The following is an 18,796-nucleotide window of genomic DNA, read 5'->3' on the forward strand; positions in this document are numbered from 1 at the left end:
GTCGCAGGTCACACCGCACCGGGGCGGTTCGGCCGCGGTGCGGCCGCGCGCTGGCGGCGGCCCGGCCGGGGCCCGGACGCGCGGTCCGCGGCTCAGTTCTCACCGGGCGGCGCGGCCTTCTTCGCCGCTTTCGCCGCCCGCTTGGTCTCCTGTTTGAAGGCCCTGACCCTGGCCAGGGACTCGGGTCCGGTGATGTCGGCCGCCGAGCGGTAGGACCCCTCCTCGCCGTACGCGCCCGCGGCCTCCCGCCAGCCCTCGGGCCGTACGCCGAGCCGCTTGCCCAGCAGGGCCAGGAAGATCTGGGACTTCTGCGTCCCGAAGCCGGGCAGCGCGTTGAGCCGCTCCCGCACCTCCGTGCCGGTGGCGACATCACGCCAGATCGCGGCGGCGTCGCCGTCGTAGTGCTCGACCAGGTACTGGCAGAGCTGCTGTACGCGTCTGGCCATGGACCCCGGGTAGCGGTGGACGGCGGGCTTCGCCGAGAGCAGGGCCACGAAGGCCTCGGGGTCGTACGCGGCGATCTGGCGCGCGTCGAGATCGTCGCCGCCCATGCGGACGGCGATGGTGTACGGGCCGGAGAACGCCCACTCCATGGGGACCTGCTGGTCCAGCAGCATGCCGACCAGCGCGGCCAGCGGGCTGCGGCCGAGCAGCTCGTCGGCCTCGGGCTGTTGTGCGAGCCGGATTGTGGTGCTCATTCCTCGATGATCACCCGGGTCCCTGCCTCACGCACGTACACCGCGCACTATCAGTGTGTTCATACGACTAATTAACGGGGCGGATGGCGCAACGGGAGGACGGGTAGATCTGGGCCGACCGGGTGACACGGCAGGGGGGCGGTACGGGGGGTGTCGGCATTCCTGACCGGTTCATTCCGGTGCAGGGACATATTCCGGAACCTTCGGGAAAGGCCGCTCGCCCGTGACACAGCCCTTTGAACTGCCGGATTTCTATATGGCCTATCCGGCCCGACTCAATCCCCACCTGGAGGAGGCCAGGGAGCACTCCAGGAAATGGGCCAGGGACATGGGGATGCTGGAGGGGTCGGGGATCTGGGAGGAGCACGACCTCGATTCCCACGACTACGCCCTGCTCTGTTCGTACACCCATCCGGACTGTGACGGTCCGGCGCTTTCCCTGGTCACCGACTGGTATGTGTGGGTCTTCTTCTTCGACGACCATTTCCTGGAGGTCTACAAACGCCCTCAGGACCGGGAGGGCGGCAAGGCGTATCTGGAGCGGCTGGCCGCCTTCATGCCGATGGATCTCTCCGACGGGTTCCCCGAGCCGACCAATCCGGTCGAGGCGGGTCTGGCCGATCTGTGGGCCCGTACGGTCCCCAGCATGTCCATGGGATGGCGCCGGCGGTTCGCGGAGAGCACCGAGAACCTGCTCAACGAGTCCGACTGGGAGCTCGCGAACATCAACGCGGAGCGGATCGCCAACCCCGTCGAGTACATCGAGATGCGCCGCAAGGTCGGCGGAGCGCCGTGGTCGGCGGGGCTCGTCGAGTACGCGGCGGGCGCCGAGGTCCCCGCGGAGATCGCCGGCTCCCGTCCGCTGCGGGTCCTCAAGGACACGTTCTCCGACGGGGTCCATCTGCGCAACGACCTCTTCTCGTACCAGCGGGAGATCGAGGAGGAGGGCGAGCTGAGCAACGGCGTGCTCGTCCTGGAGACCTTCCTCGGCTGTACGACCCAGGAGGCGGCGGACGCCGTCAACGACCTGCTCACCTCGCGGGTCCAGCAGTTCGAGCACACCGCGCTGACCGAGCTGGGGCCGCTCTTCGCCGAGAAGGGCCTGGCGCCGCGGCTCTGCGCGGACACCCTGGCCTATGTGAAGGGGCTCCAGGACTGGCAGTCGGGCGGCCATGAGTGGCACATGCGCTCCAGCCGCTATATGAACGGCGGAGGCGGCGGCCCGGACGACGCGCGGCCCGGTGGTGTCCCGTCCTCCGGCGCGTCGTTCCCGATGACCCCGGTCGGTCTCGGCACGGCCGCGGCGGACATCGTGAAGGCGATGGGCGTCGGCGCCCCCGCGCGGGTGCGCCGCCACAGCCATCTGCTGTTCCAGAAGGTCGGTCCTTCCAGGCTGCCCGAGTTCCACATGCCGTTCGAGGCCTCCCTGAGCCCCCATCTCGACCACTCACGGGAGCATGTCGTCGAGTGGTCCCACCGGATGGGCATCCTGAGGGCGCAGCCCGGCATCCCGGGCTCCGACGTCTGGGACGAGGAGCGGCTGCGCCGTATCGACCTGCCGCTCTGCGCCGCCGGTATCCATCCGGACGCCACGCCCGAGGCCCTCGATCTGACCTCGGACTGGCTGACCTGGGGGACGTACGGCGACGACTACTACCCGGTGGTCTACGGGAACACCCGTGATGTGGCGGGCGCCAAGGCCTGCAACGAGCGGCTCCTGCTCTTCATGCCGGTGGAGACCGACGCGACACCGGTGCCCGCGACCGGGCTGGAGCGGGGGCTGGCGGATCTCTGGGCCCGTACGGCCGGCCCGATGGAGCCGGAGGCGCGGCGCGTCTTCCGTGCCGCGGTCGAGGAAATGATCGCGAGCTGGCTCTGGGAGCTGCTCAACCAGGTGCAGCACCGTATCCCCGATCCCGTCGACTATCTGGAGATGCGGCGGCAGACCTTCGGTTCGAACATGACGATGAGTCTGTCCCGGCTCAGCCACGGCCGGGTGGTGCCGCCGGAGATCTACCGGACGGGGCCGATGAGGTCCCTGGAGAACGCGGCGCAGGATTACGCCTGTCTGCTGAACGACGTGTTCTCGTACCAGAAGGAGATCGAGTTCGAGGGGGAGATCCACAACGGTGTCCTCGTCGTGCAGAACTTCTTCGGCTGCGACTATCCGACCGCTCTCGCCGTCGTGGACGATTTGATGAAGTCGCGGATGAGTCAGTTCCAGCATGTCGTCGCCCATGAACTGCCCGTGCTGTATGACGACTTCGGTCTCGACGACGACGCGCGGCGGGTACTCGACGGTTATGTGAAGGAGCTGGAGAACTGGCTCTCGGGCATTCTCGTATGGCATCGGGACTGCCATCGCTACAAGGAGTCGGACCTCCTCCACGACCGGGCCGGTATCACCCGCTGGATCCCGCCCGTGCCGAATGGAAGGGGCACCTCGGCGGCGCGGATTTCCCTGCCCGGCTGGGAATCTGTGCGACTGGTCCCCCATATGGTGCAGTAACTCGCTTGTGGGCCACGGCGTTTGGCATCCGGTCAATGTGAGTGTCTACCGGATCGGGGCCGTGGGTGGCGAGCGGATACGCACTGTACGGGCGCGCGGAGCGGCGGGCGAGGCGCGCCCGGGAGCCCCGGGAGGCCCCGCGGGTGCGGACGGCGGTGCTGGAGGGGGTCGCCGGATGGGTCCCCGGGGAGCCGGTCCCCAATGAGGAGCTGCCCGCCTCCTGGGGGGTGGACGACGCGTGGGTGCGGGCGCGCACCGGTATCGCGAGCCGGCACCGGGCGGGCCCGGGGGTGTCGACGGGCGATCTCGCCTATGAGGCGGCCCGGCGGCTGCTCGGCGGCCCGGGGCCGGCCGCCGCGACGGGACCGGCGGCGGAGTCCGGGCCGGGGACCGCTCCGGAGAAGCGCTCGGGGACCGCTCCGGAGACGGGTCCGGGGACTGGTCCGGGGCCGGAGGCCGGTCCGGGGCCGGAGGCCGGGGCGGGGATCGCCTTCGGAACCGGCCCGGCGGCCGGCGCGCCGGGCGGGCCGGGCGGGCCGGGCGGGCCGGTCACCGCCGGGGCGGTGGACGCCGTGGTGCTGGCCACGGCCACGCCCGACCACCTCTGCCCCGGCACGGCGCCCGCGCTGGCCGCGCGGCTGGGCCTCGGCCCGGTGCCCGCGTTCGACATCGGCGCGGTGTGCAGCGGCTTCGTCTACGGCCTCGCGGTCTGCCGGGGCCTGGTGGTGTCCGGGATGTACGACCGGGTGCTGCTGGTCGGCGCCGATGTGTACTCGACCTGGCTCGACCCGCGGGACCGGGCGTCGGGCGTGGTCTTCGGCGACGGCGCGGGAGCCGCGCTCATCGGCGCGGGGAGGGCGGGCGCCCCGGGCGAGCTGCTCGCCTTCGACCTCGGCAGTGACGGCGCGGGATACGACCTGATCACCGTGGCCGGAGGCGGGTCACGGGCCCGTTCCACCGGCCGGCCGCCCGCCGAGGGGGACGAGTTCTTCCGGATGCGGGGCCGGGCCGTCTACCAGCACGCGGTCGAGCGGATGACCGCGTCCTGCCGTTCCCTGCTGACCACGGTGGGCTGGGACGCGGCCCAGGTCGACCACTTCGTACCGCACCAGGCCAACGGCCGGATCCTGCGGTCGGTGGCCGAGCGGCTGGGCATCGGCACGGACCGCTGCGCCATACATCTCGACCGGGTGGGCAACACGGGCGCGGCCACCATCCCGCTGGCCCTGGCCGACGCGCAGGCCAGGGGCCGCCTCCGCGCGGGTGACCGTGTGCTGCTCACCGCCTTCGGCGGCGGTCTCACCTGGGGGACGGCGGCGCTCCGCTGGCCCGGTACTCCACGGGCCGCGGCCCACGACGGAAGGAACGAATCATGACGCAGCGGACCGGGACGGTCCTCGGCCGGGAGCCCGGACGGGGCGGCGGTGCGGTCGCGGTGACCGGACTGGGGGTGGTGACCCCGGCCGGCGGCGACGAACGGGCCTTCTGGGCGGGCCTCTGCGCGGGACTCTCCGTCGCCACCCGGCGGCAGGAACTGGCGGACGTGCCGGTCGACTTCGCCTGTGCGGTCGACGGCCTGGACGTGGACGCCGCGGTGGGCGGGCGCTCGGTGTGGCGGATGGCGCGGTTCGTGAAGCTGGCGCTGATCGCCGCCAGACAGGCGGTGACGGACGCCGGACTCGACCCCGCGGGCTGGGAGAGCGGCCGGGTGGGCGTGGTGCTCGGGGTGGGTGTCGGCGGGGTCTCCGTGCTGGTCGACGGCGCGCTGAAACTGCGCGAACAGGGACCGCAGTCGGTCTCCCCGCTGCTGGTGCCGATGATGATCCCGAACGCGGCCGCCGGGGAGGTCGCCATCGCGCTCAGGGCGCAGGGCCCGAGCCTGGCACCGGTGACCGCCTGTGCCTCGGGTGCCACGGCGATTGCGCTGGGACGCGATCTGCTGGCCGGCGGCGAGTGCGACGTGGTGGTGGCCGGGGGCGCCGAGTCCGTGCTGACCCCGCTGGTGGTGACGGCGTTCGCGCGGATGGGCGCGCTGTCGACCCGTACGGACGAGCCGGCGCGGGCCTCCCGGCCGTTCGCCGCGGACCGGGACGGGTTCGTCCTCGGCGAGGGCGCCGCCATGGTCGTACTGGAGCGGGAGGCGGACGCGCGGGCCCGGGGCCGGGCGCCGCGCGCGCTGCTGGCCGGGGCGGGCGCCAGCACGGACGCGTACCACCCCACGGCGCCGGAACCGCGGGGCAGGGGCGCGCAGACGGCGGTGGAGGCGGCGCTGCGGGACGCGGACTGGAGCGCGCACGACGTCCAGCACGTCAACGCGCACGGCACCTCCACCCAGCTCAACGACGCCATGGAGGCCACGCTGATCGAGCGGGTCTATCCGCACCGGCCGCCGGTCACCGCGCCCAAGGGAGTGGTGGGGCACACGCTGGGGGCCGCCGGGGCGATCGAGGCGGTGGCGACGGTGCTGACACTCGAACACGGCGTGATTCCGCCGGTCGCCAATCTGGCCGCGCCCGCCGTGGAGTTCGATCTCGACTGTGTGACCAAGGAGTGCCGGCGCCAGTGGGTGGAGACCGCGATCAGCCACTCCTTCGGGTTCGGCGGGCACAACGTGGCGCTGGCGTTCCGCCGTGCGTAAGGGCCGGAAGGGCGTCCACGCGAGGGCCGGAAAGGAGCGCCAGGGGGGCCTTTCGAATGAATGTTTTGAGGTTCGCGGTGGGGAAGAGTCGTTTCTTCGCCACTCCTTGATCGTTCTTTTCGCGTGAGCGTACTGATCGACCATGACGGTGTGGAGTCCACGGGCCCCGTGGACCCGGCGGGCTCCACCGACATCACGGACACCGCGGCGGCCGGCACGACGGCGGCCCCGCTGACGCGTGTGCTCTTCGGAGAGGAGTTCTCCCGCGTGCACGGACCATGGCGACGGCTGGTGGCGGCGGAACCGTTCCGCCGCCCGGCCGACGCCTCGCCCCGCGAGCGGGTCGCGCTGGCGTACGCGCGGCTGCGCACCGTCAACGACTCGCTCGACAGCCCGCTCGCGCTGGCGTCCGACCCGCGCCGGCTGGCGGCCCTGTACGAATGGCTCGGCCCGGTCGACTCCTGTCTCACGACCGTGGCCGGCATCCACTACAACCTCTTTCTCGGCAGTCTGCTCGACCACGCCACCCCGGCCGGCGCCGACGGCCGGGAGCCGGGGCCCGCGCCGGGGCCGGACCGGGATCTCGGGGACTTCCTGGCCCTGCGGAGGGTGGGCACCTTCCTCTGTACGGAGCTGGCCCACGGCAATGACGCGGCGGCCCTGGAGACGACGGCGACGTACGACCGCGCCAGGGACGGCTTCGTCCTGCACACGCCGCACGCCGGGGCGCAGAAGTTCATGCCCAACACCAGCACGGTCGGCGGCCCCAAGTCCGGTGTGGTGGCGGCCCGGCTGCTCGTGGACGGCGCCGACCACGGTGTCTTTCTGTTCCTGGTCCCGCTGACCGACGGCGGGTCTGCCCTTCCTGGGGTACGGGTGCGCGCCCTGCCGCCCCTTCTCGGCAGCCCGGTCGACCACTCCCTGACCTCGTTCGACCAGGTCTTCGTGGCACGGGACGCGCTGCTGGGCGGCGCTCAGGGCAGGCTCGGCGCGGACGGCGTCTTCACCAGCGAGCAGAGCAACCGCCGCCGGCGCTTCCTGACCTCGATCGGCCGGGTCACCACGGGCAAGCTCTCGATGAGCGCGGGCGCCCTCGGCGGCGCGCGGGTCGCCCTGGCGCTCGCCGTCCGCTACGGCGGCAACCGGCTGATCTCGGGGTCCAGGGCGGTGGAGCGGGTGCCGGTGTTCGCCCACCGCAGCCACCACGGCCCGCTGGTCGAGGCCCTGGCCACGGTCTACGCGATGAGCCTGCTGCACCGCGCGGCCCTCGACGCGTGGGTGGCGCACACCGAGGAGAACAAGGGGGAGACGGAGCGGACGGTGGCCGTCGCCAAGGGCTGGATCACCTGGCAGGCACGGGCGGTGATCCTGGAGTGCCGCGAACGGTGCGGGGCGCAGGGGCTGTTGGAGAGCAACGGCCTGGCCGAGCTGATGGCCGGGGCCGAGGGCGCCATCACGGCGGAGGGCGACAACCTCGCGATCTACGCGAAGGCCGCGGCCGAGATGCTGTTCTCGGCCGGGACGCCGGGGCCGGACGGCTCGGCGCCCCACGGTCGCGTCGGCGGCCGCGACGGGAACGGGAACGGGAACGGCCCCGGCGGTGTCCGGGACGGCGGTGGTGAGGAACGGCCGGGCGGCGCTGGCGAGGAACGGCCGGGCGGCCTGGGTGGGGAACAGCCGGGCGGCGCCGGTGAGGACGGCCCGGTGGCCGACCGCGAACTCTCCGACCCCCGCTTCCTGGGCGCCCTGCTCGCGGGTGTCGAGGAACTGTGGCTGGCCCGTGCCCGCCGCCGTATGAGCAGGACCCCGCGCGGCGATTCGCTGACGCGCTGGAACACCGCCTCGGGTGCCGCGCTGCGGGCCGTGGAGGCCCATGCCCACCGCCGCGCCGCCGAGGCCTTCGCGGCGGCGGTGGACGAGCTGGCGCCCGGTACCGCCGCGTACGACCTGCTGCGTTCGCTGCACCGGCTGTTCGCGCTGCGGTGGATCGACCGCAACAGCGGCGAGCTGCTGGTCGCGGGCCGGCTGGCGCCACGGCATGTCGACGGGCTGCCGGAGGCCGTCGAACGGCTCATCGCCGAGCTGGCCCCTCACGCGCCCACCCTGGTCGAGGCCTTCGCCCTGCCCGAGGAGATGCTCGCCGACTGGCCCATCGCCGGGGCCGGTTACCTCGACGCGTACGACGACGCGGAAGCCGCGTGGCACTCCGTCCCCGTTTGAATCCACCGACCCCCACGACCGATCCCATCCACCAACAACGCAAGGACATGCCATGAGCGAGATCCACCCGCGGATCAACGAGGTACTCACCGAGACCTTCAAGGTGCCCGCCGCCGAGATCGTCCCCGGGGCCACCATGGACAGCCTGGAGATGGACTCTCTCGCCGTCGCCGAGTTCGCCGTGATCATCAAGGAGACGCTGGGTATCGAGACCGACTCGGACACCCTCCTCAAGGGCGCCACCCTGGCCGAGATCACCGCGTTCCTGGACGATGCGGCCGTGAGCGTCGGCCGATGACCGGACCCGCCGTCGCTGTCACCGGACTGGGCATGATCACCCCGGCCGGGAACGACACCGAGTCCACCTGGAACGGGGTGTGCGCCGGGGTCTCGCCCGCCCGTACGCTCCCGGAACTGCGCGGCTGCGCGGTCGACTTCGCCTGTACGGTCGACGGCATCGATCTCGCCGCGGCGGTCGGCGGACGCACGGCCTTCCGCATGGGCAGATATGTGAAGCTCGCGCTGATCGCCGCGCGCGAGGCGGTCGCCGACGCCGGGCTCGACCCGGAGTCCTGGGACGGGACCCGCGTCGCCGTCGTGGTCGGGACCAGCAGTGGGGGCTCCGCGAGCGTGGCGGAACAGGCCGTGGCGCTCGACCGGCGCGGCCCCGAGGCCATCTCGCCCGCGGGCGTCCTGCTCACGATCCCCAATATGCCGGCGGCCGAGATCGCCGTCAGAATGCACGCCACCGGGCCCAGCATGGCGCCGTGCACGGCCTGTTCCTCCGGGGTGACGGCACTGTCCGTGGCGCGTGATCTGCTGGCGGCGGGGCAGTGCGACATCGCGGTGGCGGGCGCCACCGAGGCGATGATCTGCTCGCTCGCCATGACCGGGTTCGCCCGCTCGGGGGTGGCCGCGCTCGCGGGTCCCGGCGTCGATCCGGCCCTGCTGTGCCGGCCCTTCGCGGCGGACCGCGCCGGGCTGGTCATGGGGGAGGGCGCCGCGATCATGGTGCTGGAGCGTGAGCGGGACGCACGGGCGCGCGGCGCGCGGCCACGGGCGCTGCTGGCGGGCGCCGGGGCCACCACCGACGCCCATCACCCCACGAGCCCGCATCCCTCCGGGGCCGTCGCCCAGCGAGCCGTCGAGGCCGCGCTGCGGGACGCGGGCTGGGACGCCGGTGAGGTCGAGCACGTCAACGCCCACGGCACGTCGACCCCGCTCAACGACGCCACCGAGGCCGCGCTGATCAGCCGGGTCTTCCCGCACCGGCCCTCGGTCACGGCCCCCAAGGGGGTGCTCGGGCACTGCATGGGCGCGGCCGGCGCGATCGAGGCGGGACTGACCGTACTGACGCTCCAGCACGGCGTGATCCCGCCGATCGCCAATCTGGACGCGCCGGCCGCCGAGTTCGACCTGGACTGTGTCACCAAGGAGCCGCGGCGCCGACGGATCGACCGGGCCGTCAGCCACTCCTTCGGCTTCGGCGGTCACAACGCGGTCCTGGCGTTGCGGCGCGCCTGACCCGTCTCTCCGTACCGCCCCACGGAACGCCGTCCCCCACCACCGGTCCCCCCGGCGCCGGGGGACGGTCCGCCGACCCCGACTGGAGAACGCTCACCCATGCCCGGACCCCCGCCGCTCCACGGCCGTACCGCCGTCGTCACCGGCGCCGCGCGCGGTGTCGGCGCGCAGCTCGCCCGTACCCTCTCCGCGCGCGGCGCGCGACTGGCCCTCGTCGGCCTGGAGGAGGCCGAACTCGCCCGTGTCGCGGCGTCGTTGACCGGCGAGGCGGCGCACTGGCACACGGATGTCACCGACGCGGACGCCATGGTCCGTACGGCACGGAGCGTCCAGGAACGTTTCGGCACGGTCGATGTGGTGGTCGCCAACGCCGGGGTCGCGGCGGGCGGGCTCTTCCGCCACCGCGAGCCCGACGTATGGCGGCGGGTGATCGAGGTCAACCTCCTCGGCAGCGCCAACACCGCGCACGCCTTCCTCCCGGCGCTGCTGGACTCGCGCGGCTACTACCTCCAGATCGCCTCGCTCGCGGCCCTCGGCCCGGCGCCGATGATGACGGCGTACTGCGCCTCCAAGGCCGGGGCGGAGGCCTTCGCCCACACCCTGCGGACCGAGGTCGCGCACCACGGCGTACGGATCGGTGTCGGCTATCTGAGCTGGACCGACACCGACATGGTCAGGGGCGGCGAGCAGGTGGCCGCGCTGCGCGAGCTGCGCTCCCGGCTGCCCTGGCCGGCCGGGCGCACCTATCCGCTGGGCCCGGCGGTGGACCGGCTCGCGGCCGGTGTCGAACGCCGGGCCCGCCATGTCTACGGGCAGCCGTGGCTGCGGGCGGCCCGGCTCGTGCGCACCGCCCTTCCGTCCGTCGTGGCCCGGCACACCCGCCGGCACATGCCGGTGCTGGAACCACGGGCCGCCGACGCCCCCGCGACACTGCTGGGCGCGGGCGGGGCGGCGGACAGCACGAGCCGTCCCGGGCGGACCGTACCCGCTGTCCGGCGCGAGTCCCACTCAGGAAATATGATGAATAAGGGGTTTGTGCAGCGGCATGAACCACAACGGGATACTTCGTAGCGAGGCGGTGCATGAGCCGGCGTCGTTCCCCGCGCTCGACGAGCGCCACGGACCTGCTGACCACACTTGGACGGCTCACCGCCCAGGCGCGGGAAGGGGCGGAGCTCCAGCACGCCCGGGTGGAGCTGGCCGAGGCCCTTCAGCGGGACATGCTGCCCGCGCGGCTGCCCGCCGTGCCGGGGCTGCGCACCGCCGCCCGGTACGCGCCCTCCCGGGACGGGCTGGACATCGGCGGCGACTGGTATGACGGCTTCGCGCTCTCCGACGGCTCCCTCGCGTTCTGCGTCGGCGATGTCCAGGGCCACGATGTCGAGGCGGCCGCGTTCATGGGGCAGGTCAGGATCGGACTGCGGGCGGTCGCCACGACCGCGCGCGACCCCGGCGAGGCGCTGGGCCTGGCCAACGATCTGCTGCTGTCGGTGGACTCCGGTCTCTTCGCGACCTGTACGTTCCTCCGCTTCGACCCGGTCCGCTGGGAGATCCGGAGCGCCCGCGCCGGCCATGTCGCCTCGGTGTGGGGCACGGTCGACGGCCGGTCGGGGTGCACCGAGGACGCGGGCGGTCTCCCCCTGGGCATCGTGGCGGGCGAGCGATACCCCGTGACCCGCCGCAGGCTGACGGGAGCGGGGGCGTATGTGCTGCTCACGGACGGGGTGATCGAGGGCCCCTGCTTCCCGATCGAGGAGGGGATGGCCCAGGTGTCCCGGGTGGTGGCCGCCGGGGCCGGGGCCGACCCCGGGGAACTGGCGGCGGAGGTGATGCGGGTGGCCGAGCTGACCGGCCACTCGGACGACGCCGCCGTACTCGTCCTGCGCCACGACGGGCCGCCCGACGTGCCGGCGGAGGGGAGCGCGCCCCGGGCCGTCAGGACGGCCGTCCCCTCCGACGTACCGCCGCCCGGGGCCGGGCCGCGGCCCGTCGCCGCGCGCGCACCGGTGCTCGACGGCGCCACGGCGCACAGGAGCGGCGGGTGACGTGCGGGACGGACCGTGCGTGTCTCGGCCGACCCGGGCGCGAGGCGATGTCTGATGGCTGGTGTGGCGCGTGGTGAGGAACTCCGGCGACTGTCCCTGGCCGCTCTCCGGATCCTCGGCGTCGCCGTCGTCTACTACGGGGGCGGACAGCTCGGTCTGCTGAAGCAGGTGCGGATCGAAGGGGCGACCGTCACCCCCCTCTGGCCCTCCACCGGTATCGCCCTGACCGCGCTGCTCCTGCTCGGCCTCGGCGTCTGGCCGGGGATCGCGCTGGGCACCCTCTTCAGCGTGCTCACGCTGGGGCCGTTCCTGCCCGCCGATGTCGCGATCATCGCGGGGAACACCCTCGCCCCGGTCTGTGCCTGTCTGCTGCTGCGGCGGGTGGGGTTCCGGCCCGAGCTGGACCGGCTGCGGGACGGGGTGGCCCTGGTGTTCCTGGGGGCCCTCGGCGGGATGCTGATCAGCGCTTCGGTCGGCGCGGCGGCGATGGTCGTCAGCGGCAAACTGCCGGCGGACGGGTTCTGGGCCATCTGGTCGGCGTGGTGGGCGGGCGATGCCATGGGGGTGCTGGTGGTCACGCCCCTGCTGCTGGTGCTGCGCCGGCTCCGGCTGCCCCTACCGACTCACCGGTGGCCCGAGGCGACGGCTCTGGTGATCACCGCCGGAGTGATCACCCCGCTGGCCACCACGAGTTCGCTGACGCTGCTCTTCCTTGTCTTCCCGGTGCTGATCTGGGCCGCTCTCCGGTTCGAGCTGCCCGGGAGCGCGCCGTACGTGCTGTTCGTCTCCGTCATGGCGATCTCGGAGGCCACCGACCGCGTCGGCGGGTTCGCCCACCACAACCTCGTGGAGCGGATGGTCAGTCTTCAGGCGTTGAACGGGTCCGCCGCGCTGACCTCGCTGCTGCTGGCGGCGATCATCACCGAGCAGCGGAACGTACGGCTCAGGATCGAGCAGGCCTGTGACGCGCTGGCCGAGGTGGTGGCGCGTCTCGCGCCGGGGGAGCCGGTGGCCCGTCGGCGGCGGGAACACGGGCCGCGCGAGGGAGACCGGCCGCGCCAGGAGGGCGGCAAGGAGACGGGCGGCGGCTGAGAGCGCCCGCTCGCGCGCCGCGCACCGCCCGGGGAAGCCCGGGACGGGAGTACGGGACCGGAGTACGGGACGGGAGTACGGGACGGGAGCGCTGGAACCCGGGGAAGTCCGCGAAGGAAGAACTCCACGAAGAGAGCGAGCCATGCCCCTCACAGGAGCGATGTTCCTCGGCGCCGAGCGGCGCACCGGCCGGCCGCCGGTCATCGCCTCGGTCGATCCCCGTACGGACACGGTGCTGGAGCCCGGTTACGGCTCCGCCGCCCCCCAGGACGTCGCCCGCGCCTGTGAACTGGCGGACCAGGCGGCTCCGGCGTACCGGGCGACCTCCCCCGAGCGCCGCGCGACCTTTCTGGAGCGTGTCGCGGACCGGGTGGAGGCGCTCGGTGAGGAGCTGATCGGCCGGGCCGTCGCGGAGAGCGGCCTGCCGTCCGGCCGTATCCGTACCGAACGTGACCGTACGACCGATCAGTTGCGGCTCCTGGCGGCGGAGGTACGGGACGGCGGCTGGGTGGAGGCGCGGATCGACCGGGCGCTGCCGTACCGCACCCCGCACCCGCGCCCCGATCTGCGGGCGCGTCAGGTGGGGCTCGGCCCGGTGGCGGTGTTCGGCGCGAGCGACTTCCCGCTCGCCTTCTCGGTGGCGGGCGGCGACACCGCGGCGGCGCTCGCGGCGGGCTGTCCCGTGGTGGTCAAGGCGCACAGCGCCGACCTGGGCACCTCGGAGCTGGTCGGCTCTGCGGTGGCCGCCGCCGTACGCGAGAGCGAACTGCCGGAAGGCGTCTTCTCCCTGCTCTTCGGCTCCGCCGGGGAGATCGGCCGGGCGCTGGTCGCCGACCCCCGGATCCGGGCGGTCGGCTTCACCGGCTCGCGGGCGGGCGGCCTGGCGCTGCTGCGCACCGCCGCCGCACGGCCCGTACCGATCCCGGTCTACGCCGAGATGCGCAGCGTCAATCCGGTCTTCCTGCTCCCCGCCGCGCTGCGCGACCGGGCCGCCGCGCTCGCCCGGGGCTTCGCCGGGTCGCTGACCATGGGCGCGGGGCAGCTCCGTACGAAACCGGGGGTGCTGGTGGCCGTCGAGGGGCCGGAGCTGGAGGAGTTCCTGACGGCCGCGGGCGAGGAGGTGTCCGCGTACACGGGCGAGACGATGCTCGGCCGTGGTGTCCATGACGCGTACGAACGCGCCGTGGCGGCGCTCGCGGCGGTGGAGGGCGTACGGGAGAGGGCCGCCGGCCGGCCGGGCGAGGGCGCCAACACCTGTGTGGCCCGGCTGTTCACCGTCCCGGCCGAGGTGTTCCTCGCGCGTCCGGGGCTGCACGACGAGGTGTTCGGCGCCGCCGCGACGGTGGTGGTCTGCCAGGACACCGGCCGGCTCATGGAGGTCGCGCGGGCGCTGCGGGGACAGCTCACGGCCACGGTCCACCGGGGCGAGGGGGAGCCGCGCACGGGGGACGAGGACCTCGCCCGCGCGCTGCTGCCGGTCCTGGAGACCACGGCGGGCCGTGTCGTCGTCGACGGCTGGCCGACCGGTGTCGAGGTCGGTCACGCCATGGTCCACGGCGGCCCGTTCCCCGCCACCTCCGACAGCCGTTCCACCTCGGTGGGGACCCTGGCCGTCCGCCGCTTCCTGCGTCCCGTCTGCTACCAGGACGTGCCCGCCGATCTGCTGCCCGCCGCTCTCTCCGACGAGAATCCGTACGGGCTGAGGCGGCGCCTGGACGGCACCCGCGAGACGAGCTGAGCCGGCCCCGGCCTCGGCCCCGGCCCCGATTTCGCTCCCGCCCCCGGCCCGCCCCCGATTTCGCTCCCGCCCCCGGCCCGCCCCCGATTTCGCTCCCGATTTCGCTCCCGGCCCCGACCCCGGCCGGAGCCGTGCGGGGCGGGGCGGGAGTGGCTCGGCGGGGGCGGACGGGGGCGGCCGGGGGCGGCAGGGGCCGGGCGGCGTCAGAGCTGGGCGAGGCCGCCGTCCACGAACAGTTCGGCTCCCGTGGTGAAGGAGCTCTGGTCGGTGGCGAGGAAGAGGGCCATGGCGGCGACCTCCTCCGCACGGCCCATCCTCCCCAGCGGTATCCGGGCCGCGAAGCCGTCCTTCATCCGGCGCTGGAGACGGGGGCCCGGCCCGGCCAGCCCGTCGATACCGGGGGTCTCGACGGGCCCGGGGCTGATCGCGTTCACCCGGATGCCCCGCCCGGCCAGTTCGGCCGCCCAGGAACGGGCCAGACTGCGGATCGCGGCCTTCGTGGCGCTGTAGACGCTCATGGCCGGCACCCCGCGCGAGCCGTTGGTGGAGGACAGCAGGATCACCGAGGCCCCGTCGGGTAACAGCGGCAGCGCCTTCTGCGTGGTGAAGACCAGCCCCTTGACGTTGATGTCGAAGGTGCGGTCGTACTGCTCCTCGGTGATCTCCCCGAGCCGGGCGAAACCGCCGCCCCCGGCGTTGGCGACCAGCACGTCCAGCCGGCCGCTGCGGGCCTCGACGGCCGCGAAGAGCCTGTCGAGATCGTCCAGGTCCGACACGTCGCCCGCCACGCCGATGGCCCGTTCCTCGCCCGCCTGTGCGTTGACCGCCGCCACGGCCGCGTCCAGTTCGGGCTTGCGGCGGCCCGTGACGTACACCGTCGCGCCCTCGGCGGCGAACCGGCCGGCGACGGCGAGACCGATCCCGGCCGAACCGCCGGTGACGAGGGCGACCTTGCCCCGGAGCTGTCCCCTGTGATCTCCCATGTGATCTCCCTGGTGTCGACTGTGCCGAATCGGTGGACGGAACGAACGCGGGGGCGGGGGCGCGGGGGCACGGCGCGGGCGCGGGGCGGGGGCTCAGCGCGGCAGCCGCGCGGCCCGTGCCTGGAGATAGCGCGCCTCCGGCACGCTGAGCGTGCGCAGGGCCGCCGACCCGTAGGCGGCGCGCGCGCCTTCGGTGTCGCCCGCCTTCTCCAGCAGATGGGCGCGGACCGCGTCGAGCCGGTGGTGGCCGTCCAGCCGGCCCTCCAGCCGGGCGACTTCGGCCAGCCCCGCCCGGGGGCCGTGCACCATGGCGACCGCGACGGCCCGGCCCAGTTCCGCCATCGGCTCGGGCGCGCGGTGGACGAGGACGTCGTACAGCGCGAGGATCTGCGGCCAGTCGGTGTCCTCGGCGCACGCCGCCTCGTCGTGCAGCGCCGCGATCGCCGCCTGCACCTGGTACGGGCCCGCCGGCCCGCTCGTCAGGGCCTCCTCCACCAGCGCGGTCCCCTCGGCGATCGCCTGCCGGTCCCAGCGGGCGCGGTCCTGTTCGTCCAGCGGGATCAGCTCGCCGTCGGGGCCCGTGCGCGCCGCGCTGCGGGCGTCCGTGAGCAGCATCAGCGCCAGCAGTCCGGTCACCGGGCCCTCCCGGGGCAGCAGCCGGCGCACCGCCCGGGTCAGCCGGATCGCCTCCCGGGCGAGATCGGCGCGGTGCAGATCGCGGCCGGAGGTCGCCGTATACCCCTCGTTGAAGATCAGATAGAGCACCTGGAGCACGACGGAGAGCCGCGGGTCGCGGTCCTCGGGCCCCGGCTGCCGGAAGGGCACCCCCCTGACCTTCTGCTTCGCCCTGCTGATCCGCTGCGCCATCGTCGCCTCGGGCACGAGATGCGCGCGGGCGATCTCGGCCGTGGTCAGCCCTCCGACCGCCCGCAGGGTCAGCGCGATCTGCGCCGCCGGGGTCAGCGCGGGGTGACAGCACAGGAAGAGCAGCGTGAGCGTGTCGTCCTCGGACGGGGCACGGCTCTCCCCGGGCGCCGGTGCCACCCAGGTGTCCCGGGGCAGGAGCGCCGTGGCCTTCTCCTCCCGTCCGCGCCGCGCCTCGTCCGCGCGCAACTGGTCCACCAGACGGCGGGAGGCGACCTTGATCAGCCAGCCGCGCGGGTTGTCGGGCAGGCCCTTCTCCGGCCACTGCCCGGCGGCGGCGAGCAGCGCCTCCTGTACGGAGTCCTCGGCGGCGGAGAAATGCCCGTACCGCCGTACCAGGGCGCCGAGGACCTGCGGCGCGTGCAGGCGCAGCAGGTCCTCGACCACGGTCGTACGGCTCACACATCGCCTCCGCCGATGTCGGGGATGGGACGGATGACCACCGGATAGACGGGGGCGCCCTCGGGGGCGGGGCACAGCGCGACCCGCGCGGCGATCTCGGTGACCCGGTCCAGGCTCTCGCAGTCCAGCACCCAGTACCCGGCGAGCAGTTCCTTGGTCTCGCCGTACGGGCCGTCCGTGATCACCGGGCGGCCGTCCTCACCCGGGCTCACATGGCGCGTCAGCGCGGGCTCGGCGAGCCCGTTCGCGTCCACCAGCTCACCGGACTCGGCCAGGTCGTTGTTGATCTCCCCCATGAAGTCGAACATCGACCGGAGGTCCTTCTCGCTCCACGCCGGGCTGTGCGCGGACGCCTTGCCGGCCATCGCGTCGTAGTCGATCTGCGCGCCCTGCATCATCACCAGATACTTCATGAGGTCGCTCCTTCACCGTGTCGCCGCCCCTCGTGGGCAACTCTCACAGGGGACGTCGGAGGCGGTGACCCGTTCTCGACACCGCACGGAAGATTTTTTCGGATTTTCCTCCGGGGAGCATCCGAGGGGTACCCGGGAGCCTCCGTGGGTGGTGGGTGGTGGGTGGTGGCGGGGGGCTCAGCCGGTGGGGTGTGCGCGGCGGTACGCGTCGGCGCTCCGCACGAAGGTCTGGTACAGGTCCTGGGTGGCCGTGGGCACGGAGTTGGCCGCGGGGCGTTGCAGCAGGAGCAGCACATCGGTCTCGTCACCGGCCAGCGGCCGGTGGGTGATCGCACCGCACCGCTCCAGCGGGTCGCCGATCACGCTGAAGTCGGGCAGGACCGTGGCGCCCAGGCCCTCGGCCACCATCAGCTTCCCCATCTCGGCGCCGTCGGTCGAGTACGAGAAGGCGGGGTTGCGGCCTTCGAGGATGCGGTGGACGAAACGGTGCATGACATAGCCGGAGCGCATGATGATCAGCGACTCGCCCAGCAGGTCGTCGACGCCGACGGCGGGCAGCGCCGCCAGCGGGCTGTCCGCGCGGACACAGACCACGGGACGGCCGCGCAGCAGCTCGGTGGAGTGGAAACCGGGCGGCCGGTCGTCGCCCTGGAGGTAGTTGACGAGTCCGAGGTCGAGTCCGCCCTCCATCAGCTCGCGGTGGATCCGCTCCTGCTGCGCGGCGACGACCTCGACCTGGGTCTCCGGGTGGGTGGCCCGGAACTCCCGGATCGTGGGCACGAGCAGCGGTACGGTCGCGGCGTTGACCGTACCGAGCCTGATCATGCGGCTGATGTGGTGCTGGTCGTCGGCGGCCCGGCGCAGTTTGTCGACGGCGTCGAGGACTCCGATGATGTGCGGCAGCAGTTCGCGGCCCTCGTCGCTGATCCTGGCGCCGGACCGTCTGCGGTCCAGTATGTCCACGCCCAGTTCGCGTTCCAGATTGCGGATCGTCTCGCTCAGGGCCGGCTGCGACAGATGCAGTGATTCCGCGGCTCTGCGCAGGGAACCGAGGCGTGTGACGGCCGCTATGTATTCGAGCTGCTCGATTCGCACGGAGATACCGCCGTCCCGTCGTCCCGCTCTCTTGTCCGTCCGTCCGCCGGACGCATTACGCCATGAATTGCTGGGTGCCCGGCGGATTCGGTGGACTTGATGAAAGGGAAACCCTATCACCGGCTCGAAGACACCTGATGGCGCCCGGAGGGGGGCGCCGGTATGGTTGCGGCGAAAGGGCCGCCGGTGCGGCGGCGCCTGTGCGGAAGGAGGTGACGTGTTGAAGCCGAGGCAGCGGGATCTCACCCGGCGCAGGCACGTCGATCTCGTCCGCGTTTCCAGCGCGCTCTGTCGACCGGGCCGCTGAGGGAATTCCCGGGTCGCGGCGGATTCGACGGTCACGGCCGCGGCCGGTCCGCGTACCGGGGACGCCGAGGGGTGCCGTGGGGTGCCGGGGGATGCCGGGGGTTCGCCTGCCGGAGGATTCACGCGGGGGATTTCCCTCCCCCCTGATCCGTACACGCGGTGTGATCCGTACACGCGGTGTGATCCGTACACGCGGTGTGATCCGTACA

The 18,796-nt window shown here is 73.2% G+C and carries 16 protein-coding genes; 11 read left to right on the forward strand and 5 right to left on the reverse strand.

What is annotated here, in order from left to right; translation table 11 throughout:
* Positions 1–92 precede the first annotated feature (92 nt).
* On the reverse strand, positions 93–698 hold the full coding sequence (locus ACFYYH_RS27470) for an HhH-GPD-type base excision DNA repair protein (RefSeq protein ID WP_388556262.1): 606 nt from the start codon (positions 696–698) through the stop codon (positions 93–95).
* Positions 699–921: 223 nt separating this feature from the next.
* Here ACFYYH_RS27470 and ACFYYH_RS27475 point away from each other — a divergent pair, with 223 nt between their 5' ends.
* The 10 genes from ACFYYH_RS27475 to ACFYYH_RS27520 all read left to right on the forward strand — a co-directional run bounded on the left by ACFYYH_RS27475 (position 922) and on the right by ACFYYH_RS27520 (position 14,464).
* Positions 922–3,207 carry a family 2 encapsulin nanocompartment cargo protein terpene cyclase gene (locus ACFYYH_RS27475; protein ID WP_388556265.1) on the forward strand — a complete coding sequence of 762 codons (2,286 nt, stop codon included), beginning with the start codon at positions 922–924 and terminating at the stop codon, positions 3,205–3,207.
* A 155-nt stretch (positions 3,208–3,362) separates the two neighbouring features.
* On the forward strand, positions 3,363–4,583 hold the full coding sequence (locus ACFYYH_RS27480; RefSeq protein ID WP_388556503.1) for a beta-ketoacyl-ACP synthase 3: 1,221 nt from the start codon (positions 3,363–3,365) through the stop codon (positions 4,581–4,583).
* Positions 4,580–5,845 (forward strand): beta-ketoacyl-[acyl-carrier-protein] synthase family protein, encoded by a 1,266-nt coding sequence (locus tag ACFYYH_RS27485; protein ID WP_388556268.1) that lies wholly within the window; start codon positions 4,580–4,582, stop codon positions 5,843–5,845. The genes ACFYYH_RS27480 and ACFYYH_RS27485 overlap by 4 nt, the downstream gene beginning before the upstream one ends.
* Positions 5,846–6,013: 168 nt before the next feature.
* Positions 6,014–8,065, forward strand: a complete 2,052-nt coding sequence (locus tag ACFYYH_RS27490) for an acyl-CoA dehydrogenase (protein WP_388556506.1) — start codon at positions 6,014–6,016, stop codon at positions 8,063–8,065.
* A 52-nt stretch (positions 8,066–8,117) separates the two neighbouring features.
* Positions 8,118–8,363 carry an acyl carrier protein gene (locus ACFYYH_RS27495; protein WP_388556271.1) on the forward strand — a complete coding sequence of 82 codons (246 nt, stop codon included), beginning with the start codon at positions 8,118–8,120 and terminating at the stop codon, positions 8,361–8,363.
* Positions 8,360–9,589, forward strand: a complete 1,230-nt coding sequence (locus ACFYYH_RS27500) for a beta-ketoacyl-[acyl-carrier-protein] synthase family protein (RefSeq protein ID WP_388556273.1) — start codon at positions 8,360–8,362, stop codon at positions 9,587–9,589. The genes ACFYYH_RS27495 and ACFYYH_RS27500 overlap by 4 nt, the downstream gene beginning before the upstream one ends.
* Positions 9,590–9,688: 99 nt before the next feature.
* Positions 9,689–10,660, forward strand: a complete 972-nt coding sequence (locus ACFYYH_RS27505; RefSeq protein ID WP_388556276.1) for an SDR family oxidoreductase — start codon at positions 9,689–9,691, stop codon at positions 10,658–10,660.
* An 11-nt stretch (positions 10,661–10,671) separates the two neighbouring features.
* Complete coding sequence (locus tag ACFYYH_RS27510; RefSeq protein ID WP_388556279.1) at positions 10,672–11,634, forward strand: PP2C family protein-serine/threonine phosphatase; 963 nt, start codon at positions 10,672–10,674, stop codon at positions 11,632–11,634.
* A gap of 63 nt (positions 11,635–11,697) precedes the next feature.
* Positions 11,698–12,726: an MASE1 domain-containing protein gene (locus ACFYYH_RS27515; RefSeq protein ID WP_388556282.1), complete on the forward strand. Its 1,029-nt coding sequence runs from the start codon at positions 11,698–11,700 to the stop codon at positions 12,724–12,726.
* Positions 12,727–12,868: 142 nt separating this feature from the next.
* Entirely contained in the window at positions 12,869–14,464 is a 1,596-nt protein-coding gene (locus ACFYYH_RS27520; RefSeq protein ID WP_388556285.1) for an aldehyde dehydrogenase (NADP(+)), read from the forward strand.
* Positions 14,465–14,667: 203 nt separating this feature from the next.
* Here the strand turns inward: ACFYYH_RS27520 and ACFYYH_RS27525 are convergent, their stop codons facing one another.
* The 4 genes from ACFYYH_RS27525 to ACFYYH_RS27540 form a co-directional block, all read right to left on the reverse strand.
* Complete coding sequence (locus tag ACFYYH_RS27525; RefSeq protein WP_388556288.1) at positions 14,668–15,447, reverse strand: SDR family NAD(P)-dependent oxidoreductase; 780 nt, start codon at positions 15,445–15,447, stop codon at positions 14,668–14,670.
* A 93-nt stretch (positions 15,448–15,540) separates the two neighbouring features.
* A complete protein-coding gene (locus tag ACFYYH_RS27530; RefSeq protein ID WP_388556291.1) occupies positions 15,541–16,773 on the reverse strand; it encodes an RNA polymerase sigma factor in 1,233 nt (410 codons plus the stop codon).
* Positions 16,770–17,186 carry a YciI family protein gene (locus ACFYYH_RS27535; protein WP_388556294.1) on the reverse strand — a complete coding sequence of 139 codons (417 nt, stop codon included), beginning with the start codon at positions 17,184–17,186 and terminating at the stop codon, positions 16,770–16,772. Before ACFYYH_RS27535 ends, ACFYYH_RS27530 begins: the two co-directional genes overlap by 4 nt.
* A 177-nt stretch (positions 17,187–17,363) precedes the next feature.
* Positions 17,364–18,281, reverse strand: coding sequence for a LysR family transcriptional regulator (locus ACFYYH_RS27540; RefSeq protein WP_388556297.1), 918 nt, complete (start codon positions 18,279–18,281; stop codon positions 17,364–17,366).
* 217 nt (positions 18,282–18,498) lie between these two features.
* Here ACFYYH_RS27540 and ACFYYH_RS27545 point away from each other — a divergent pair, with 217 nt between their 5' ends.
* Positions 18,499–18,588 carry a putative leader peptide gene (locus ACFYYH_RS27545; protein WP_388556300.1) on the forward strand — a complete coding sequence of 30 codons (90 nt, stop codon included), beginning with the start codon at positions 18,499–18,501 and terminating at the stop codon, positions 18,586–18,588.
* Positions 18,589–18,796 lie beyond the last annotated feature (208 nt).

Source organism: Streptomyces sp. NPDC002018 (assembly GCF_042890865.1).
Taxonomy (GTDB): Bacteria; Actinomycetota; Actinomycetes; order Streptomycetales; family Streptomycetaceae; genus Streptomyces.